The organism is Chimaeribacter arupi (genome assembly GCF_002858805.1).
GTDB classification, from domain to species: domain Bacteria; phylum Pseudomonadota; class Gammaproteobacteria; order Enterobacterales; family Enterobacteriaceae; genus Chimaeribacter; species Chimaeribacter arupi.
In genome coordinates, this window is sequence record NZ_PJZI01000046.1 from 15,359 (window position 1) to 35,104 (window position 19,746).

The 19,746-nt window shown below is 56.7% G+C and carries 18 protein-coding genes; 7 read left to right on the forward strand and 11 right to left on the reverse strand.

The window, feature by feature from the left end:
* The first annotated feature begins 342 nt into the window (after positions 1 to 342).
* Positions 343 to 3,033, forward strand: a complete 2,691-nt coding sequence (locus CYR52_RS20295; protein ID WP_101829310.1) for an autotransporter outer membrane beta-barrel domain-containing protein — start codon at positions 343 to 345, stop codon at positions 3,031 to 3,033.
* A 184-nt stretch (positions 3,034 to 3,217) separates the two neighbouring features.
* Here CYR52_RS20295 and CYR52_RS20300 read toward each other — a convergent pair whose 3' ends face one another.
* The 6 genes from CYR52_RS20300 to CYR52_RS20325 form a co-directional block, all read right to left on the reverse strand.
* Positions 3,218 to 3,403 (reverse strand): YpfN family protein, encoded by a 186-nt coding sequence (locus tag CYR52_RS20300; RefSeq protein ID WP_072930362.1) that lies wholly within the window; start codon positions 3,401 to 3,403, stop codon positions 3,218 to 3,220.
* Positions 3,404 to 3,405: 2 nt separating this feature from the next.
* Positions 3,406 to 4,065, reverse strand: coding sequence for a M15 family metallopeptidase (locus CYR52_RS20305; RefSeq protein ID WP_175579002.1), 660 nt, complete (start codon positions 4,063 to 4,065; stop codon positions 3,406 to 3,408).
* An 11-nt stretch (positions 4,066 to 4,076) separates the two neighbouring features.
* Entirely contained in the window at positions 4,077 to 5,204 is a 1,128-nt protein-coding gene (dapE, locus tag CYR52_RS20310; protein WP_101829312.1) for a succinyl-diaminopimelate desuccinylase, read from the reverse strand.
* Between the two features lies 1 nt (position 5,205).
* Positions 5,206 to 5,589, reverse strand: a complete 384-nt coding sequence (locus tag CYR52_RS20315) for an ArsC family reductase (protein ID WP_101829313.1) — start codon at positions 5,587 to 5,589, stop codon at positions 5,206 to 5,208.
* 121 nt (positions 5,590 to 5,710) lie between these two features.
* Positions 5,711 to 6,142, reverse strand: coding sequence for a GNAT family N-acetyltransferase (locus CYR52_RS20320; protein ID WP_072930427.1), 432 nt, complete (start codon positions 6,140 to 6,142; stop codon positions 5,711 to 5,713).
* A complete protein-coding gene (locus CYR52_RS20325) occupies positions 6,132 to 6,692 on the reverse strand; it encodes a GNAT family N-acetyltransferase (protein WP_101829314.1) in 561 nt (186 codons plus the stop codon). The genes CYR52_RS20320 and CYR52_RS20325 overlap by 11 nt, the downstream gene beginning before the upstream one ends.
* A gap of 794 nt (positions 6,693 to 7,486) precedes the next feature.
* Between CYR52_RS20325 and ypfM the strand changes: the two genes are divergently transcribed.
* Positions 7,487 to 7,546 carry a protein YpfM gene (gene ypfM, locus CYR52_RS23110; protein WP_139300320.1) on the forward strand — a complete coding sequence of 20 codons (60 nt, stop codon included), beginning with the start codon at positions 7,487 to 7,489 and terminating at the stop codon, positions 7,544 to 7,546.
* 185 nt (positions 7,547 to 7,731) lie between these two features.
* On the opposite strand, the gene acrD is transcribed toward ypfM, so the two are convergent.
* The gene (gene acrD / locus CYR52_RS20330; protein WP_101829315.1) at positions 7,732 to 10,866 is read right to left on the reverse strand and encodes a multidrug efflux RND transporter permease AcrD; all 3,135 of its coding nucleotides are present in this window, start codon (positions 10,864 to 10,866) and stop codon (positions 7,732 to 7,734) included.
* A gap of 288 nt (positions 10,867 to 11,154) precedes the next feature.
* Here acrD and CYR52_RS20335 point away from each other — a divergent pair, with 288 nt between their 5' ends.
* On the forward strand, positions 11,155 to 11,433 hold the full coding sequence (locus CYR52_RS20335) for a winged helix-turn-helix domain-containing protein (RefSeq protein ID WP_072930374.1): 279 nt from the start codon (positions 11,155 to 11,157) through the stop codon (positions 11,431 to 11,433).
* A gap of 12 nt (positions 11,434 to 11,445) precedes the next feature.
* On the opposite strand, the gene narL is transcribed toward CYR52_RS20335, so the two are convergent.
* Together narL and narQ are read right to left on the reverse strand one after the other, a co-directional pair.
* Complete coding sequence (gene narL / locus CYR52_RS20340; RefSeq protein ID WP_072930375.1) at positions 11,446 to 12,078, reverse strand: two-component system response regulator NarL; 633 nt, start codon at positions 12,076 to 12,078, stop codon at positions 11,446 to 11,448.
* Positions 12,079 to 12,243: 165 nt separating this feature from the next.
* Complete coding sequence (gene narQ / locus CYR52_RS20345; RefSeq protein WP_101829317.1) at positions 12,244 to 13,929, reverse strand: nitrate/nitrite two-component system sensor histidine kinase NarQ; 1,686 nt, start codon at positions 13,927 to 13,929, stop codon at positions 12,244 to 12,246.
* Between the two features lie 32 nt (positions 13,930 to 13,961).
* On the opposite strand from narQ, the gene CYR52_RS22730 reads away from it, so the two are divergent.
* The 3 genes from CYR52_RS22730 to CYR52_RS20355 all read left to right on the forward strand — a co-directional run bounded on the left by CYR52_RS22730 (position 13,962) and on the right by CYR52_RS20355 (position 16,551).
* Positions 13,962 to 14,135 carry a hypothetical protein gene (locus CYR52_RS22730; RefSeq protein WP_165699104.1) on the forward strand — a complete coding sequence of 58 codons (174 nt, stop codon included), beginning with the start codon at positions 13,962 to 13,964 and terminating at the stop codon, positions 14,133 to 14,135.
* A gap of 19 nt (positions 14,136 to 14,154) precedes the next feature.
* Complete coding sequence (gene nudK / locus CYR52_RS20350) at positions 14,155 to 14,730, forward strand: GDP-mannose pyrophosphatase NudK (RefSeq protein WP_072930376.1); 576 nt, start codon at positions 14,155 to 14,157, stop codon at positions 14,728 to 14,730.
* Between the two features lie 390 nt (positions 14,731 to 15,120).
* Entirely contained in the window at positions 15,121 to 16,551 is a 1,431-nt protein-coding gene (locus CYR52_RS20355) for a sugar porter family MFS transporter (RefSeq protein ID WP_072930387.1), read from the forward strand.
* Positions 16,552 to 16,736: 185 nt separating this feature from the next.
* Here CYR52_RS20355 and CYR52_RS20360 read toward each other — a convergent pair whose 3' ends face one another.
* On the reverse strand, positions 16,737 to 17,948 hold the full coding sequence (locus tag CYR52_RS20360; protein WP_072930389.1) for a hypothetical protein: 1,212 nt from the start codon (positions 17,946 to 17,948) through the stop codon (positions 16,737 to 16,739).
* Positions 17,949 to 18,255: 307 nt separating this feature from the next.
* Here CYR52_RS20360 and CYR52_RS20365 point away from each other — a divergent pair, with 307 nt between their 5' ends.
* Positions 18,256 to 19,329: a DUF1176 domain-containing protein gene (locus CYR52_RS20365; protein ID WP_241506100.1), complete on the forward strand. Its 1,074-nt coding sequence runs from the start codon at positions 18,256 to 18,258 to the stop codon at positions 19,327 to 19,329.
* 314 nt (positions 19,330 to 19,643) lie between these two features.
* Here CYR52_RS20365 and CYR52_RS23115 read toward each other — a convergent pair.
* On the reverse strand, positions 19,644 to 19,746 hold a 103-nt coding region (locus tag CYR52_RS23115; RefSeq protein ID WP_394854005.1), incomplete at its 5' end, for a hypothetical protein.

Consider the following 19,746-nt stretch of genomic DNA (forward strand, 5'->3'; position numbering starts at 1 on the left):
CGCTTTTTACGATTGTCATTTTATTTTCTTTTAAAGATTAATACAGGCCGATTAAATTAATTGTGGCTTAATTAATTTGATTCTTGATATTAACTGATTAAATAAGATAAAAATAAATGGATGAATATCTTTATTATCTTAGAATTGTTCTTAAAAAATCTCAATGAATTAAGAGTTAGCGGTAAAGTTCCCTGCAAGGTTGAATAAAGTTCGACCTTAAAATATGATCGTCCCTGCGGATTACTGTGCAAGTAAGACTATTTTTTATTAATGGACGTGCCTCTTTATCAGAATAAATTCTGATAAGTAGCGGTGTAACTTTATGCATTGAGGGATTATCAAATGCCTGTCAGCCATAAGAAGTTCTCCTTATCAAAAATCACGCTCGCCTGTGCGCTTGCGTTGACCTCCTCTGCCGCACTATCACAAGATATCTCCGGTTCTTCCTTTGATACCTTTACGCATGGTGTTGATATTAATGGCCATGTGCATTATCAGGGGTATGTGGACTGGGATAATACTGCCGCCGGTTATGACGGCAGCGACATTTACCCGGTTATCAATAACGCCGTCGTAAATGGTGTGATCTCAACCTATTATTTAGATGACGGTGCGGGCGACAATAATACCCTGACCCTCTCGAATACCACGGTGAATGGGATGATCACCTCCGGTTGTATGACGGGGGATTGCAGTAATACTGAGCCGCGGGGGAATTATCTTGACCCCCTGAATCTGGTTATTGATAACACCACGATTAATGATACCTATGAGCACTATATTTATGATGTGACGGATGCGGATCAGGTACGTGATTTCCATCAGGTAGACACCTATGCGCTGGGTACCGCCATTACCCTGGATCAGGAAAGCAATATTACGATTCAGAATAACTCCCATGTGGCGGGTATTTCGCTGTCTCAGGGGTATGACTGGGCGGATGTGAACGGCAACAGCGCCGAAACCTTCGATAATAATGTCCAGATTAATGACTCGGTTCTGACCTCCGGCGCTTACAGCGAACTGGATAAGCAAGGTTTCTACGGCCAGTCTGATAAACCAAGCGATTACAACACCGCAACCAGCACTGCCGCCGATGACATCGCCCTGTCTGTGGTCGCCAGTGCCGATGCAGACAATGCCATGAAAACCAACGTGGTATTAAACAACTCCACCATGACCGGCGATGTCGCGTTTGTCAGCTATTTCGACAACGGCTATTACGTTGATGGGCATGACAGCAACGGTGACGGCGTTCTGGACACCGATGGCTGGGACAATACCGATGAACTGCACCTGACGCTGGATAACGGCAGCAAATGGGTCGGGGCGGCAACCTCCAGTGTCCAGGCGGACACCTCCCTGTATGACCACACCACCAACAGCCGCTGGCCGGCGTCAGTTTACAATTCTGATTATGGTCACCTGACCGGTGATGCCGTTTATCAAAGCGGCCTGTTCGATATCGCCATAAACAATGGTTCCGAGTGGGACGCGACCAAAGCCTCTAACCTGGACAACCTCACTGTTAATAACGCGTCACAGGTCACGGTGCAGGAAGCCTCTATTCTTGCCGACACCATTACCCTGACCAACGGTTCCCTGCTGAACATTGCGGCTCACGGTGACGTCGCCACCGACGATCTGCACCTCGACTCAGGCAGCCGCGCATCGCTGGTGGAAGAGAGTGCCCACCTGTATGCCAACACCCTGACGGTAAGCAACGGGGCGGAGCTGGATCTGGGCCGTGGTCAGGTTGACACCCAAAATCTGGTGCTGACTGACAACGGCGTATTTGATATCGGCAGCCGTGAATTTGTGCTGAATGCTGATTTGAATAATGCCCGTGACAAAACTGCCGCCGATTATGTTTATGACTCCGGCGTGATTGGCCTCAATTCAGACGGCCACTTGAGCGTGAATGGCACGGCAAACGGCAATTATCAGGTGCGTATTGATAATGCGACCGGTGCCGGCAGCGTGGCAGATTACAAAGACAAAGAGCTGATCCGCATCTATGGCGGCAACGCGACCTTTACCGACGCCAACGAAGCGGATCTGGGCGCCTATCGTTATCAGGCAGAGCAACGCGGTGATGTGGTGGTGCTGGACCAGAAAGGGCTGACCTCGTCCGCCAATGCGGCCCTGAGCCTGCCGTCTTCCAACGCCAGCACCTGGCACATGGAACAAGATACTCTGGATAACCGCATGGACAACGTCCGCCATACGACTAATCAGGATAAAGGCGGTGTGTGGGTTAACTACTTTGGCGGCAACCTGAATACCGGCAATGATGTGGTTGACTACGATCAGGACGTCAACGGCGTTATGGTGGGCCTGGATAAAGTGGTTGAAGGCGGTGGCGAACGCGAATGGCTGGTCGGTATGTCTGCCAGCTTCGCGAAATCCAGCCTCAGCATGTCTGATGCTGACGCGGATTCTGACAGCCAGTCAGCCCGGGTTTACAGCAGCCTGATGTTTAACAACGGCGTGTTCGTCGACAGCTCCCTGAGCTACAGCCACTTCAGCAATGACCTCGACAGCACCATGAGCAACGGCCAGCACGCGTCCGGTGACAACACCACGGATGCCTGGGGCTTTGGCCTGAAACTGGGTTATGACTGGGCCTTCCAGCCGAAAGCCTACCTGACGCCATACGCCAGCATCACCGGCGTGTTTGTGGGGGACGATGACTACACCCTGAATAACGGCATGAACGTCAGCGATCAGGCATACGACAGTATCCGTTATGAACTGGGCGCGGACATCGGTTACACCTTTGAATATGCAGGCGGCCAGGCGTTCACCCCGTATGCCTCACTGGCCTATGTGTATGAAAGCTCAAGCAACGATGCGCAAATCAATGGTGACCGCATTGATAACGGTGTGGATGGCTCAGCCGTTCGCGTAGGGCTCGGTGGTCAGTTTGAAATGAGCAAAAACTTCAGCATCTATGCTGACGCCAACTACCTGGGCGGCAGCGATGTTGACCAGCCGTGGGCTGTCAACCTCGGCGTGAAATACCGTTGGTAATGCCGGTATGAAATATCATGGGTAGTGCCGGTACGACATGCCGTAGGTAATTAAGCAATTCCTGTTCGCCTCCCCCTGAGAGTACCCATTGGCCCCCCTGCGGGGCCTTTTTTTGTCTGTAAGCCGGGGAAGGGCCATAAAAAAACGGGCAGCCTGCGCTGCCCGTGGTGTGACTCCCGGCCAATTACTTTTTCTTTGGCCAGTCGTCTTCGTCATCCCATTGTGCGTTGTTATCGCGATGGGGAGGAATTTCCGGTTTGTTGTTTAAAAAACGTTTATGATCCAGTCGGCGTAACTCTTTGATGCCGTTGAGGATAATACCCACCAGAATCACTAAAAAAATCCACCAGTAATCGGCTATCCAATGCATGGTTACCCTCCGTGATTAATGCTTACGTAACGCGTAAACAGCGTATCGATATGGGCAGACAACCACTCTGCGCCTGCCACATCCTGCCCTTGCCACGATGATATGATCTTTTCCGGCGTCAGTAACGTTTCCAGCTGACGGGCCGCCGGGTAATAACTCAGATGCCAGGGCTCAATCGCTACCCCGCCGCGATCCTCGGCAAAGGGACGGTAAAACCCAAACTCAGCCATATGCCCGGTCAGCCATTCCGTCAGCGGGGCAAAGTAGCCCCCCGGCAGATATTCCCACGGCTCCAGTTGCAGGGGGTGCCCGGCCGGCAGCCGTGAGGGGTCATACACATCCAGATCGGTGCCCCAGTGGTGGCGGCTGGTGCCGGGCAGCGCTGACCAACGCAAAATAGCTTCACAGCGTTGCGCTACAGGGAGCGCGGCGGCATCCAGCGGCTGGCTGGCCTGATCTAAGAGTGGCCGCTCGCCACGGAATTTGCCATTCCAGATGGCGCGTTGCCGATCGAAGTCACGAAATGTGCTGGCCGGTTGCAGATCAAATCCGGCAGCGCGCGCAGCACGTTGCAAGCGGATAAACGCCTGTGCCGCCTCCGGCTGAAGGCGATGGGGGCCACAAAGCGGCACCAGATGGGCCTCGCTGCGGCCGGTCAGCATCTCGTCGGTGATCATGCGATTAACTGGTCCATAATCCGCTGGTACATTCTGCTCAGCAGTTGCAGGTCAGCCGCGCTGACACACTCATTAATCTTGTGGATGGTGGCGTTAACCGGGCCAAGCTCAACCACTTGCGCGCCCATCTGGGCAATAAAACGCCCGTCGGAGGTGCCGCCGGTGGTTTCCAATTTCGGCGAGATTTCGCTGTAATGCCGGACGGCCCTGACCACCGCGTCCACCAGCTCACCGCGTGCAGTCAGGAAAGGCTGGCCGGAAATTTTCCACTCAATGGTATAGCGTAACTGGTGCTTTTCCAGCAGCGCCTGTACCCGCTGCTTGATCAGCTCATCGGTTAATTCGGTGCTGAAGCGGAAGTTGAATTGCACAAAAAATTCACCGGGAATGACGTTATTACTGCCGGTGCCGGCCTGCACGTTAGCGATCTGCATACTGGTCGGGGGGAAGAATTCATTGCCCTGATCCCACTCGGTGGCGGCCAGCTCCGCTAAGGCCGGCAGCGCCCGGTGCACCGGGTTATCCGCCAGATGCGGATAAGCCACGTGGCCTTGCACGCCATGAATATGCAGGTTGGCCGTCATCGAGCCGCGTCGGCCATTTTTGACCACATCACCCACGCGTTCAGTGCTGGAAGGCTCGCCCACCAGGCAGTAATCCAGCCGCTCCTGACGCGCCATCAGGGCTTCCACGACTTTGACCGTGCCGTAAGTCGCGTTCGCCTCTTCATCAGAGGTGATCAAAAAAGCCAGGCGGCCACGGTGGTGCGGGTTGGCGGCCACAAAGCGCTCAGCAGCGACCACCATCGCGGCCAGCGAGCCTTTCATGTCCGCGGCACCCCGGCCAAACAGCATCCCATCACGGATGGTTGGTTCGAACGGCGGGTTAATCCAGCGCGACTCGTCACCCACCGGCACCACATCGGTATGCCCGGCAAAGGCCAGCGTTTTACCTTCACCACGCCAGGCCCAGAAGTTCTGAGTATCGCCAAAATTCATGGGTTCAATGGTAAAGCCCAACGCCTTCAGGCGGGCTATCATGATGGCCTGACAGCCGGCATCATCCGGGCTGAGGGAGGGGCGCTTAATCAATTGCTGCGCCAAATCAATTACCGGACAGGTCATCTTAGTTCCCCTGTGAAATAAAGTGCTGATAGCGTCCGGCATCAAAACCGAGCAGTGACGTCTCGCCGGAACCGGCCAGCAGCGGGCGTTTAATAATCGCCGGGTGCGCCAGCATCAGCTGCAGGGCGGAGCCGGCATCGGTCACGGCCCCACGCTCCTCCTCACTCAGTTTGCGCCAGGTGGTGCCGCGGGTATTCAGCAACGCCTCATACCCCTGCTGGGCAATAAAGGTGTGAAGCATCTCCGCCGTCAGGCCATCAACCCGATAGTCATGAAAGCGATACGCCACCTGCTGCTCATCCAGCCAGCGACGGGCTTTTTTAACGGTATCGCAATTTTTTATGCCATAGAGGGTGAAATCAGGGGAGGTGGGGGACTCTGCCATGAAAAATACCTATAAACGCGTGATCAGAAAAGGGAACGGTGCGCCGGGGGCGCTGAATGTCCCGGCATTCCGACATAATGCGGGAAAATGGCGGGACGATCCAGCCGCCGGGCCCGTGTGATCAATCGATATAGCCTTTTTGCTGCATCGCCTGAATCTGGCCGGGTGAGGCGGCCACCATACCGGTGTGCAGCAGGTGAAAATCATAACGGCGGTAAAAATCGATTTTATCCGGCACCGCATAGATAAACAGCTTACCGTAAGGGCGCAAATCATCGCAGATGCGGCGCATCAGCTGATCGCCCAGCCCCCGGCCCTGTACATCCGGGTCAACTACCACATCGGAAAGGTAAGACGCATAGGTAAAGTCACTGATGGCATGGGCGGTCGCCACCAGTTTTCCCTCCAGATAACCCCAGTAACAGAATGCGCTGTTGCGGTAGGCCTGGCGTAATTGATCAACATTACGCGCATTCAGGCCGCCGCGCTCAATCAGCCGTGCCAGGGCCTGCCAATCCACCGGGTAGCGGGTTTCATCCGTCTCAATGTCCAGTTTTGCCATATTTTTTCGGCTCCCTATCAGGAAGAGTGGTATCCCCCACACCCAGGGGGCGTTGCAGCAAGACGGTGTCCAGCCATTGGCCCTGTTTCAGCCCGACGGCGCGCAGCACGCCCATCTGCTCAAAACCCAGTGAACGGTGCAGCGCGAGGGATGCCCGGTTGTTGCTGTTACCCACGTTTGCCACCATCTGGCGATAACCCTGTTGTTCCGCCCATTCAATAGCGGTTTCCATCAGGCGTTTACCAGTGCCGCGCCCGGTTTCATCATGCCGTATATAGATGGAGTTCTCGACCGTATAACGGTAGGCGTAGCGTGGGCGGTAAAAAGAGAGATAACAGTAGCCAATGACCCGGTCATCTTCCAGGGCGACCCACCAGGGCAGGCCGCTTGCCAGGGTTTTCTGATAACGGGTGTGCATTTCAGCCACATCAGGCGCGTCAGTTTCAAACGAAGCCAGCCCATACAGAACGTGATGGGCATAAATTGCCTGAATAGCCGGCATATGGCTCTCCAGGGCATCAGTAATCCTAACAGTCGTCATACGGCATTACTCCCGGTGGGAGGCAGAGGGATTGGGCAAAACAGAGTAAGCGATTTCATCGCCGCTGGCAGGCGCAAATAATGGCAACGGCTACAAAAACAAAGGGATGGAAAAACAGGCCCTGGCGCTGCTGGTTTTTTTATTCCTGACGGCGGCAGAAAGGCTGTTTCATTGTTGCCGTAGAGGGCGCAGGTAAAAAAGCGTCAAATGAGCGGGAAGGGGAGGAAGTGATAATATGAAATTAATTAATTGTTATAAATTGGTTAATAAAAAATCAACGTTAATGATTTATTGAGATTTAATTATGATAATTTCATGAGTTATTATTACTCGCGGTTTTTCTATGCGCTACGTGTTTATCAGGGAGAGTTTTTATTTTAATTCTTATTTGGCCACAGGGCTTTGTTTCAGGAATGAAACGCCTATAAAGGGATTAATACCGGGAAAAGTAAAAATCTGGCCCACCTCAGCGTCTCATGGGGGGCATAAGCCTGGAAAAAGCAGCGATCAACACGCGGTAAACGCCCGTGGCATGGGAGGTAACCCGGTTTCATAACCCAGGTGAGGTTGACTTCCCTAATTGAACACTTTTTCTTGTTATAGAGCGTAGATAAACCACTTTAAAAAATTAATTGGGCAGGAAATCGTGCCGATATAAGGTTTATCGCTGCTCAACATGCTGCCGAAACAGCAATTGCACTGATAGTTAGACTGGATTAAAAATTGTTCATTAAGACTATTCCTAAAGTGAAAAAAGTGGCGTACACTTGCGTTAATTCATCAGTGAGGTGGTTATGGTCGAACAAGAAGTAAGTACCTGGAAAGACTTCATCGAAGAGATGTTACGTAAGTAATACGTAGGTGAAGTTAATAACAAGACTAAAGTGACATCTATTTTAATTTAATGCCGCATCAGGGTAAATTTAAAAAAGAGATTATACACAGCACTCTCTTGGCTATTACCTAATAAAAAGGGCCGTCTATTAAAGACGGCCCTTTTTTCATGGCCGGCGTGCTGGGCGGCACCCCGGAAGCAGGGTCAGACCTGGCCTGCATCCGGTGCGGTGCCCTGCGTTTTCCGCCCTGGGAAACGGCGGCGCACCAGCACAAAGAACAGCGGCACAAAGAAAATGGCCAGCACGGTGGCGGTAATCATGCCGCCCATCACGCCGGTTCCGACGGCGTGCTGGCTGCCCGAACCGGCACCCTGGCTGATGGCCATCGGCAACACACCAAAGATAAACGCCAGCGACGTCATCAGGATCGGGCGCAACCGCATACGTGAGGCTTCCAGCGTCGCCTCGGTCAAGTCGCGGCCTTTCTGGTGCAGTTCATTGGCAAATTCAACAATCAGGATCGCGTTCTTGGCGGACAAGCCGATAATGGTCAGCAGGCCGACCTGGAAATAGACATCGTTTTCCAGCCCGCGCAGCCAGGTCGCCGCCACCGCGCCGATCACCCCCAGCGGCACCACCAGCATCACCGAAAACGGGATTGACCAGCTTTCGTACAGCGCGGCCAGGCAGAGGAAAACCACCAGCAGCGAAATGGCATACAGTGCCGGGGCCTGCGAACCGGAGAGGCGCTCCTGATAAGACATGCCGGTCCACTCCAGGCCAAACCCGGTGGGTAACTGCCGCACCAGCCGCTCCATGGTGTCCATCGCCGTACCGGTACTGATGCCCGCGGCGGCCTCCCCCACAATCTCCAGCGCTGCGTAACCGTTATAACGCTCCAGCCGGGGCGAACCGTATGTCCAGTGGGTGGTGGCAAACGCGGAGAAGGGCACCATGCCGCCCGCATTGTTGCGCACATACCAGCGGTAAATATCTTCCGGCAACATACGGTAGCGGGCCGCAGACTGGACATAGACCTTTTTCACCCGGCCACGATCGACGAAATCATTCACATAGGTCGAGCCCCAGGCGGTTTTCAGCGTGTCATTGATGTCATCCACCGAGACGCCGAGCGCCTGCGCCTTGTGCTGGTCGATATCAATCTGCAATTGCGGGCTGTCATCCAGCCCGTTGTGCCGCACCCGGGCCAGATCCGGCTGTTGGCCGGCCAGTTCCAGCAACTGGTCACGTGCTTTCATCAGGGCGGTGTGGCCAAGGCCGGCGTGATCCTGCAATTCCATATCAAACCCGGCGGAGTTACCCAGCCCACTGATGGCAGGCGGGCTGCTGGCGATCACCCGCGCTTCGTTGATCTCACGGAAAGCACGGGTCGCGCGCTCAATCACCGCGTCGGCAGAGCCGTCAGCGCTGCGCGCATCCCAGTCCGCCAGCCGCACGAACAGTCGCGCCACATTCTGCCCGTTGCCGCCCGGCCCGGCCCCGACGGTGGCGAACACCGACAGCACATCCTCTTTTTCCTGCGTCAGGAAATAGCGTTCAACTTTTTCCACCACTTTCAGCGTCTGTTGCTGGGTCGCCCCTACCGGCAACTGCACCTGTACTGTAAACACCCCGCGATCCTCCACCGGCAGGAAAGAGGTGGGCAGTTTGATAAACAACCAGGCCAGCCCGGCAATCAACAATACATAAATCAGCATAAAGCGCAGGCTGCGTTGCAACACCATGCCGACCCCACGCTCATAGCGACGGCTGTTGCGCTCAAAGCTGCGGTTGAACCAGCCGAAGAACCCGCGTTTGCTGTCATGGTGGCCCTGCGCAATGGGTTTAAGCAGGGTGGCGCACAGCGCCGGGGTGAGGATCAGCGCCACCAGCACCGACAGCACCATCGATGACACAATCGTCAGGGAGAACTGGCGGTAAATGGCCCCGGTGGTGCCGCCGAAGAAGGCCATCGGCACAAACACTGCCGACAGCACCAGGGCAATGCCCACCAGCGCCCCCTGGATCTGGCCCATCGATTTACGGGTGGCGGCGCGCGGGTCCAGCCCCTCTTCACTCATCACCCGCTCAACGTTCTCCACCACCACAATGGCATCATCCACCAGCAGGCCGATCGCCAGCACCATCGCAAACATGGTCAGGGTATTGATGCTGAAACCGCACAGGGAAAGTACCGTGAAGGTGCCGAGCAGCACCACCGGCACGGCAATGGTCGGGATCAACGTGGCACGGAAGTTTTGCAGGAACAGGTACATCACCAGGAACACCAGCAGCACTGCTTCAAACAGCGTTTTCACCACGTCCTCAATAGACGCTTTCACAAACGGCGTGGTTTCATAGGCTATTTTCGCCTGCAACCCGTGCGGGAAATAGTGGGAAAGCTCCTCGATACGCGCCCGCACCAGCTTGTCTGTTTCCAGTTCATTGGCACCGGACGCCAGTTTGATCCCCATGCCTGACGCAGACATGCCGTTATAACGGCTGAGGTAATCATATTTTTCTGCGCCCAGTTCAACCTGCGCCACATCCCCCAGCCGCACCACCGAACCATCCGCATTGACCCGCAACGTAATGGCGCGGAACTGTTCCGGCGTCTGTAACTGGGATTGCGCATTGATGGTGGCATTCAGCGCCTGCGTCTCCACCGACGGCATCCCGCCGAGCTGGCCCACGGCCACCTGGCTGTTTTGCGCGGTAATGGCGTCCACCACGTCGCTGGTAGTGAGCTGATAATCATTCAGCTTATTGGGATCGAGCCAGATGCGCATCGCATATTGCGAGCCGTAGGCGTCAATACTGCCGACGCCGTTCACCCGGCTGAGCGGGTCCTGCAGGTTGGTGGCGACATAATCCGCGATATCCTGCTTGTCCATGCTGCCGTCGGTGGAGACAAACGCCACCATCATCAGGTTGGTGTCACCGGTTTTCGAGACCGTCACGCCCTGCTGCTGCACATCCTGCGGCAGACGCTTCAATGCTGACTGCAACTGGTTCTGCACCTGCTGCATCGCCTCATTGGGATTGGTGCCCGCCTCGAAAGAGAGCGTGACCCGTGCCTGGCCGGTGCTGCTGCTGTCTGATGTCATATACATCAGGTTATCCAGCCCGGTCATGCTCTGCTCGATCACCTGCGTGACGGTGTTTTCCAGTGTCTGCGCTGACGCACCGGGGTAAGTGGCCGTAATACGCACATTGGGCGGTGCCAGGTTGGGGTACTGTTCTACAGGCAGTGAAAAGATCGCCAGCAGGCCGGTAAGGGAGAGTATGATCGCCAACACCCAGGCAAAAATCGGGCGATCAATAAAGAAATTAGCCATCTGCTGAAAACCTCATGATTACACTGAGCGCGACATGCCGCGCTGCCCGGCAGGCGCGGGGCGAACCCATGCCCGGCCCCTTTGGCACTTTACGCGCCACGGGTGGCAAAAGCGTGGAGAAAATAAGAAGATAATGTAAAAAAAACTAAGATGTTCCGTTGCAGAATACTCTGCCGTCCGCAGACGATGTCTGCGTCGCCCTTTGCCCGGCGGGTCTGAGGCCCGGTTAACGGCAGAGAGGACAGGGAAGTGTCATAATCAATGTTTATGGTTCAACAGGAGTCTGTCATGCCGCTCAACTCTGTTTTTGCCCGCCGCCTCTATCTTTGCTGGCTGATAAGCCACCATGAGCGGCCCAATGTGCCGCGCCTGATGGCACTGACCGGCTGGCCGCGCCGGACATTGCAGGATGTGCTGAAAGCCTTGCCGGGGATGGGGATTGAACTGCAATTTATTCAGCAGGGCATACGGAATAATGACGGTTACTACCAGCTGGCGGACTGGGGCCCGCTCGACAGCCAGTGGATCACCCGCCATCATGATCAGTTGCTCGCTGCGATTGAGTGACCGCCGGGCGGGTTACTGTTTTTTATGCTCAAGATAGAGCACCGTGGCCGCCACGCGTGACCGCACATCCAGCTTACGCAACAGGTTACGGATATGCACTTTGACCGTCTCTTCTGAAATTGCCAGTTGGGCGGCAACCTGCTTATTGGACATTCCGCGCGCCACTTCCTGCAACACATCCCGCTCACGCTCGGTCAGGGCGGCAAAGGGGTCAGCCTGGTCGCCGCGTGAGGCGAGATAATCGGCCACGCCCTCACTGAACACCGCATTGCCCCCGGCAGCCTGATGGATGCAACTGAGCAGGGCTTCGGGTTCGCTGTCTTTAAGCAGGTAACCGTCGGCCCCGGCATCAATCAGGGCATAGACGTCACTGCGCGCGTCAGACACCGTCAGCACAATGATGCGGGCAATCACGCCGTCACTGCGCAAGGCTTTCAGGGTATCGAGGCCGGAAAGCCCGCGCATATTCAAATCCAGCAGGATCAAATCCGGGGCCGTGCGCGCCGCCAGCGCCAGTGCCTCACTGCCGCTGCTGGCTTCGGCCACCACGGTAAAGGCTGGGTCCAGTTCCAGAAGTTGTTTGATACCGCGCCGCATCAGCGGATGATCGTCCACGATCATAACGGTATGTGTTTGATTCGCCATAAAAACCCTTCTCCATGCGTAACACCGTTTTATCTCTCTTCAGACCACCGGCGCAAACGCTGCCTTCACTGCTGGTGAGAGGGAGGCAACAGTATGCCTGCCTTTACCAACAATAGGGGCAAATCGTCCGTTTCACCTGCTGAAAAGCGAAGAATCCCGGTATTTTTACCGTTGCGGAAACAGCAGGCGCACGTCGGTGCCGCGCGGAAGGGCCTGCCGGATGGTCAGGTTGCCGCCCAGTTTCAGGGCGCGCTCCCGCATAATGGTCAGGCCGTAATGGCCTTCCGGCTCCTCGGTGCTGATAATGCCGGTGCCGTTATCGTGAACGGTAATCACATTTAACTCATCGTTATAAGGGTGACATTTTATATCAATCACGCTGGCATTGGCGTGCTTGATGGCATTCAGCACCGCCTCCCTGACAATTTGCAGGGCATGCACCTGCTGCTGGGCGCTTAACGATTGCGAGGGCAGCGCGCAATCAAGGCGGATTTCCGCCTCGCTCTGCGCCTGTAATGGGATGAGCATCTGGCGCAATGCCTCTTCCAGCGAGGCCTCCTGAATCGTCAGGCGGAAAGTGCTGAGCAGTTCACGCAGTTGCAGGTAGGCATCGGCCATGCCCTGATCCAGAGCTGACATAATCTCCTGCGCCGGGGGTGGGGCGTCGGGCAGGGCGCGTTTCAGCAACGTCAGCTGAATACGCAGGAAAGAGAGCGCCTGCGCCAGCGAATCATGCAGTTCGCGGGCAATGGTGGCGCGCTCTTCCATCAGCAACAGTTGCATCTGCTGCTTCTGGGCATAGTTGAAAAATACCCCGCGCCCCAGCATATTGGCCACGTTATCCATCAGTTGCGGGTGAGGGATCGGCACCTCGCTCTGCCAGTCCAGTTGGCCGACGGTATGGTTATCCTGCACGATAGCCAGGCTGTGCCAGTTCAGCGTCTCCTGCGGTATGCCGCTGTCAAGCTGCCAGCTGCCGCCGCCTTCCAGCACCGTCAGGCGCAGGCAGTGCAGGTTTTCACTGTTGCGCACAATGTCCAGCACCCGCTGGAAACAGGCCCGGTCGAGCTGGCCGACGCTCAGCGCCTGCGAGCAGTCAAACAGCACCCCCAGCGCCCGGTTGGCCTGCATCAGCCGCGCGGTTTTCTCCTGCACTTTATGCTCCAGCGAATGGTAGAGACGGGAGAGATCGCCGGACATCTGCTGGAAGGTGGCTGAAAGCAGCCCCAGTTCATTGGGCAGCGTCTCCTGCAGCGGCGGAAACGCAAAAGTGCCGTGCTGCATCGCCAGGCTGGCATCGACCAGTTTATTCAGCGGGGCCACCACCTGCCGGCGGATGAAACGCAGAGAGAACACCACCAGCATAATAATGGCGGAAAAACCAACCAGGCTTATCGCCGCGACCATCGCCAGCTTGCGTTCGGCATTACGCTGAAGCGCCAGCACAAAGTCATTGATCTCAGCGACATACCGTTCCAAGTGGCGTTGATAGGTGTCGGGCTGCCGGGCGCGGACGGCGGCATCCATTTTCTCCCAGCTGGCACGCAGCACCTGATACCGCTGTTCAACGTCTGACGGCACATAAAAACGGTTAAGGTGGCGCAGGGCCGGCGCGTCCAGCGAATGGCGGTAATCGCGCAGGTGCGCATCCAGTTGCGGCGCCTGGGTGGTGAGTTCATAAGCCAGCCGGTAACTCTGCATCCGCAGCGCCCCGGCAAGGTTCACGGTTTCTGCATCGCGCAGGCTGCTGAACAAGGTCAGCAGCGCCATGCCGGTGGTCAGCCCGGAGAGCAGCAGAATGCCGCACAATACCCGGGCGAGTGAGTGGGTAAGTGAGCGTTTGACTGTCACCACAGCGCCTCAGTAAAGAATAAGAAGAGTCAATGAACGAGCGTAAAGCGCATCTTAATCAAAATTATGGCAGGGGGCAGGGATTAATTCCCGGTTTGCGCGGCAGCACCCGGCACATTTCAGCGCCCGCGGCGGCTGGCATATCCCCGGCGCGCGCCTTATTATCACAGGCGCACTGTCCTGGTCAGGACAACATCGTTCATTGACGCTAAACCGGGGAGCGGTATGGCAGCGAAAATTCACATCATCAAAAATAAAATTTTATCCGATAACTGGTTTGTGTTGCGTAATTACACCTACGAACTGGAAAAAGCGGACGGCAGCCGGGTACAGCATAAGCGTGAGGTCTATGACCGCGGGAACGGCGCGACTATCCTGCTCTATAACCGTGCAAAGAACAGCGTGGTGCTGATCCGCCAGTTCCGCATGGCGACATACGTGAACAACAATCAGGACGGTATGTTGCTGGAAGCCTGTGCCGGATTGCTGGATGACGACTCACCGGAAGACTGCATCCGTAAAGAGGCGGTGGAAGAGACCGGCTACGTGGTGGGGAAGGTCGAGAAACTGTTCGAGGCATATATGTCACCGGGCGGTGTCACAGAGCTTATCCATTTCTTTGCCGCCGAATATGATGACGCCCAGCGCAGCCACGCCGGGGGCGGGGTGGAAGATGAAGATATCGAAGTGCTTGAAATCCCGTACCCGCAGGCGCTGGAGATGATCCGTGACGGCCGCATCAAAGACGGCAAAACCATTATGCTGCTGCAACACGCGCGCCTGGCGGGTTTGCTGGTCTAGGCCCGCGCGGTTGCCGCCCTGAACCGGCCTTTTCTTGTGTCGCGGCTGTTCCTGTGCCGCGGCTGTTCTTATGTCACGCCCGTTTATCACAGGCCTCAGGCTGCGTTAACCTGGCCGATTTTTTGCGGCATAACCGGCGCGGATGCCGCCCGGTGATGAGGATCACGCGGCAGATTCCCTTGTTTTCTGTAACGCTATTCTCCATATATTCCGCATTTTTAAACACATTTTTGTGATGGGTTTATCACAAAAACGGAGGTCACAGCAGATAAGTGAATACTTATAGCTGCTCTGCCCTCACACCCTTTGCTGCGCACCTCGTAGGGTGACGTTCTCGTATGCGGTAAATCTGCTGTCGGCGCGTGCCGATGATTTGTTACGGAGAACGTTATGTCTGCAACCCATGAGTACCCCGGTAAACCGGAAACCGGTGCCGGCAGTGCGGCGAAGAAAACCCGCCTGATGAATCTGTTTGTCTCGTTTGCGGCGGCGATGGCCGGCCTGCTGTTTGGGCTGGATATCGGCGTCATCTCCGGCGCACTGCCGTTTATTACCGATCACTTCTCACTGAGCAGCCACCTGCAAGAGTGGGTGGTCAGCACCATGATGCTGGGTGCCGCCTTCGGCGCACTGGCTAATGGCTGGCTCTCCTCTCGGCTGGGGCGTAAATACAGCCTGATGGCCGGGGCGATCCTGTTTGTCGCCGGGTCTGCCGGGTCAGCGTTGGCCCAAAGTATTGAGGTGCTGCTGGTTTCCCGGGTGCTGCTGGGGTTTGCCGTCGGCATCGCGTCTTATACGGCACCGCTCTACCTGTCTGAAATGGCGACCGAAAACATCCGCGGCAAGATGATCGCCATGTACCAGCTGATGGTCACGCTGGGTATCCTGGTCGCGTTCCTTTCCGATACCGCCTTCAGTTACAGCGGCAACTGGCGCGCCATGCTGGGCGTGCTCTGTATTCCGGCACTGATCCTGATGGTGGCGGTATTCTTCCTGCCCAACAGCCCGCGTTGGCTGGCGGCCAAAGGGCGGCATGTGGAGGCGGAGCAGGTGCTGAACATGCTGCGCGACACCTCTGAAAAAGCGCGCCAGGAACTCAACGACATCCGCGAAAGCCTGAAGCTGAAACAAAACGGCTGGGGGCTGTTCAAAACCAACCGCAATGTGCGCCGGGCAGTCTTCCTTGGCATGTTGTTGCAGGCGATGCAGCAGTTCACCGGCATGAACATCATCATGTATTACGCCCCCAAAATTTTCAGCCTGGCAGGGTTTACCAGTACCCATCAGCAGATGATGGCCACCGTGGTGGTCGGTCTGACTTTTGTGCTGGCAACCTTTATCGCCATCGGCATGGTGGACAAGGCCGGGCGCAAACCGGCGCTGAAAATCGGCTTCTCGGTGATTGCCTTAGGCACGCTGGTGCTGGGCATCTGCCTGCAACTGATTGAGAACGGCAACCACTCAACCGGCATCTCTTACCTTTCCGTCGGCATGACCATGATGTGCATCGCCGGCTATGCAATGAGCGCCGCGCCGGTGGTCTGGATCCTCTGCTCAGAGATCCAGCCGCTGAAAAGCCGTGATTTCGGCATCACCTGTTCCACCACCACCAACTGGGTCTCTAACATGATCATCGGTGCCACTTTCCTGACGCTGCTTAACAGCATCGGGGCGGCCGCCACCTTCTGGCTCTACACCGGGCTGAACGTTGTCTTCATCGTGATCACAGTCTTCCTGATCCCGGAAACCAAAAACGTCACGCTGGAGAAGATCGAGAAGAACCTGATGGCGGGCAAAAAGCTGCGCGACATCGGCTGCTAGCAACGCGCTGTGCCAACGGTGGCCGGGGTTTCCGGCCACATTGCCAGCCCCGCTTCTATTTACAAAACAGCAGCATATTATAAAACAGCAACATAAAGCTGTTCAGGCGGCGTGCGATCCATCGTGCGCCGCCGTGCTGTGGCGGCTCTCTTGCCCGGCCATCGCCAGGTCATGGCAGGGCCGGATCAGGGCAGCGTCAGCCCGGCACCGCCCGGATGCGGCAGAATCTGCGCCCACGGCAGCACCGGCCAGCTCAGCCCGGCCTCACAGGCGCGCGCCACCCTGGCAAACGAGGGGCTGAACATCAGCCCTTGCGGGGTAAAATACCAGGCTGGAAAATTCCACACCTCAGGGTCGCTGTAGTTACAGCCCTCTTCATCCCCTTCTGCCGGGGCGGCCATCTCAGTGGGATAAAGGGCGCGGAAGCGGCTTACCAGCCAGGGTGCAAACTGTTTGCTGCGGTAGGCCGAATACTCATCAAAACTCACGCTGTTGCGGTTATCGCCCTCATCATCATCACTCTCTTCGTTGTCATAAAGGTAATGGAACGGGCGGCCAGACCCGACCCAGAGCACATCCTCCAGCGCCAGCTTCTCCCCGGTACGGGCATTGAGATTAAGCGGAGCATCGCCGAAATCCGGGTGCGCACCGCCGCAGTCATAGCTGGTAAAAATGCTGATACTCACCACATTGGCAGAGAGGTATTCCGGCGTGACAGTCTGGTCAAACTCACCCTGGCCAAAGCGGCTGGCCCCGAGCTGGCAGCCATGATAATCCACCACTTCCTGCCATAACCTGGCGCGCAGTTGCTGGTTAAGCTCTGCCAGCTGTGCCGGCGGGTAGCCGGACATAATCTCAAAGAGGGTGATGCCGGATTGCGGCTCTGTCCACCACTGAAGCGGGTAGCCCATCACCGTTTGTTGTTTGCCGCGTTGCAGCCGTAACCCCTGCAAACGCAGATATTCATAAGGGTCGTCACCCGCCAGTGAGGCGAGGTAGGGGTCATCCCCCTGCGCCGCCACCGGCTGGGCGGCAGTGAGTTGCAGCGGCAGCGCATTGCCCTGAGCACTGACCCACTCACCCTGCCATCCGTGTGCGGTAGGGTGCAGGGTGATGGTGGGGCGCGGCGACGCATCGAGGCTGTCCAGCCCCTCTTTCATGCTGAGTGTCTCCTGGGCCAATTGGCCGTTGAGCGGCAGGTCAAGGTGATATTTCTGGTAGAAATAGCGCCCGCTGACCTCCTCCGGCTGGGTGAAATCCAGCTCGGCCACAATAGCCTGGCTGCCCAGGGTGCCGGTATACACCGCCGGCCCCTCTTCGGCATACAGCGGCAGGGCCACGAACAGGCCCGCAGCATATAACAGCCCCGCTGTCGCCCGCCGCCACACAGTGTTCATTCCGTTTATCATCTTTGGCTTCCTCCCGCCACGCGTTGATGCCCCGGCGGGCGGCGGTTATCAGGTTTGCGTTACCCTGAAAGCATACCAGCCCGGTGAGGTACCGCAGCATTTTGCAGGCCGGGCAGGGTAACGGCAATGGCCGGGTGCAACCAAATTGCAGTGTTGCGGGACGCGTTCCAATACCGGATGAGGTTTGCGGCCGGGCCACGATAATTTGCGTGGCGTTTCGTAAAATGCACAGGAAAGGGAGGCAATTTTTCAACGTGTTACGTTATTATCGGGGCGAACTTTCCCGGAGCCGAGAATGATGATGTTAAGAGCCGTGACCTTTTCTGTGCTGCTGATGGCGGGGTGGCAAGGCACCGCCGCCGCTGATCCGCTGCAACAGGATTACAGTGACTGGACAGTCAGCTGTGACAACCTGAACCGTTGTGAAGCGCGTAATATTAATGACCATAATGGCCTGGTGCTGCATCTCAGCCGTGAGGCCGGGCCGCAGGGCAGGGCAGAAGCCCGCCTTGATAACCAGCAGAGTGAGGTTTTTGAAGGCGAAGATACCCGGCCAATCGCCTCACGCCTGACGCTGGACGGCAAGGTGCTGCGCCTGAACCCGCGTGAATGGCAGATAGCAGACCACGTTACCCGAGCCGACAATGCGCTGGTGGTGGATGACTTTATTGCCCGCCTCCGTGATGCCTCCGTACTGACGCTCTCCGGGCAGGAGAAGGCACAGGTGCGGCAGGTGGTGTCACTCAAGGGGCTGAAAGCGGCGCTGTTGGCGATGGATGCCCAGCAGGGCCGGGTGGAAACCCGCACCGCCTGGGCGACGCCGGGCAGCAAAGCTGCCGATACGGTGCCCGCGGCCCCGGTTGCGCCGGTGATGCCGGCATTCACTCCCGCGCCTTCGCTGTCTGAACGCGAGATCGCCGCGCTGACCCAGTTTGCCGCCACCAACATGGACACCAGTGACTGTACGCTGGAGCAGTCGGAGCGCGACATCAGCCTGACGCCGCTCAGCGGGGATAAGGCGCTGATTCTGGTGAATTGCGACATGGGTGCCTATAACCTCTTTTCTCTGGCCTCCGTGGTGACCCGCCATACGCCGTTGAAAGCAGAAGATTTGGTATTGCAGGCACCGTTCAAACTGAATGGATCGCAACTCATTGAGCCGGAGCTGATCAATGTCGACATGGACGAGGCGCGCGGCCAGCTGTCGATCTACGCCAAGGGGCGCGGTATTGGTGACTGTGGGGAGTCCAGCCGCTGGGTATATGACGGCAAACAGTTCCGGCTGGCGGAATACCGCGCCGAGCCGCACTGCGACGGCTACAGCCTGAACGGCTGGCCGTTACTGTGGACGACGCAGGGTGAAAAGTAAGGACTCCTTTGCCTGATGGGGGGAATTCCCCGTGTGAGCGGGGCTAAGCCGGACACTGATTTCAACGTTTGGTTAGGGATCATATGTTTCCCGCGTGAGCGGGGCTAAACCGAGCAGTTGCGTCGTATGGCGAGCTATGCACAACGTGTTCCCCGCAAGAGCGGGGATAAACCGGATCTGTATCACCGGTAGATTACGTTCCGCTTGTGTTCCCCGCGAGAGCAGGGCCAGACCACCGTTATGTACGCGGGGCTGAAAAGCAGACATAAAAAAAGCGCCCCATCGGGGCGCTTGTCAGCTCAGGCGGTCCGGGCTTAGCCCAGCAGCGCTTTCGCCTTGTTCACCACGTTCTCCACGGTGAAGCCGAACAGCTCGAACAGCTTCTCCGCCGGGGCGGATTCGCCGAAGGTGGTCATG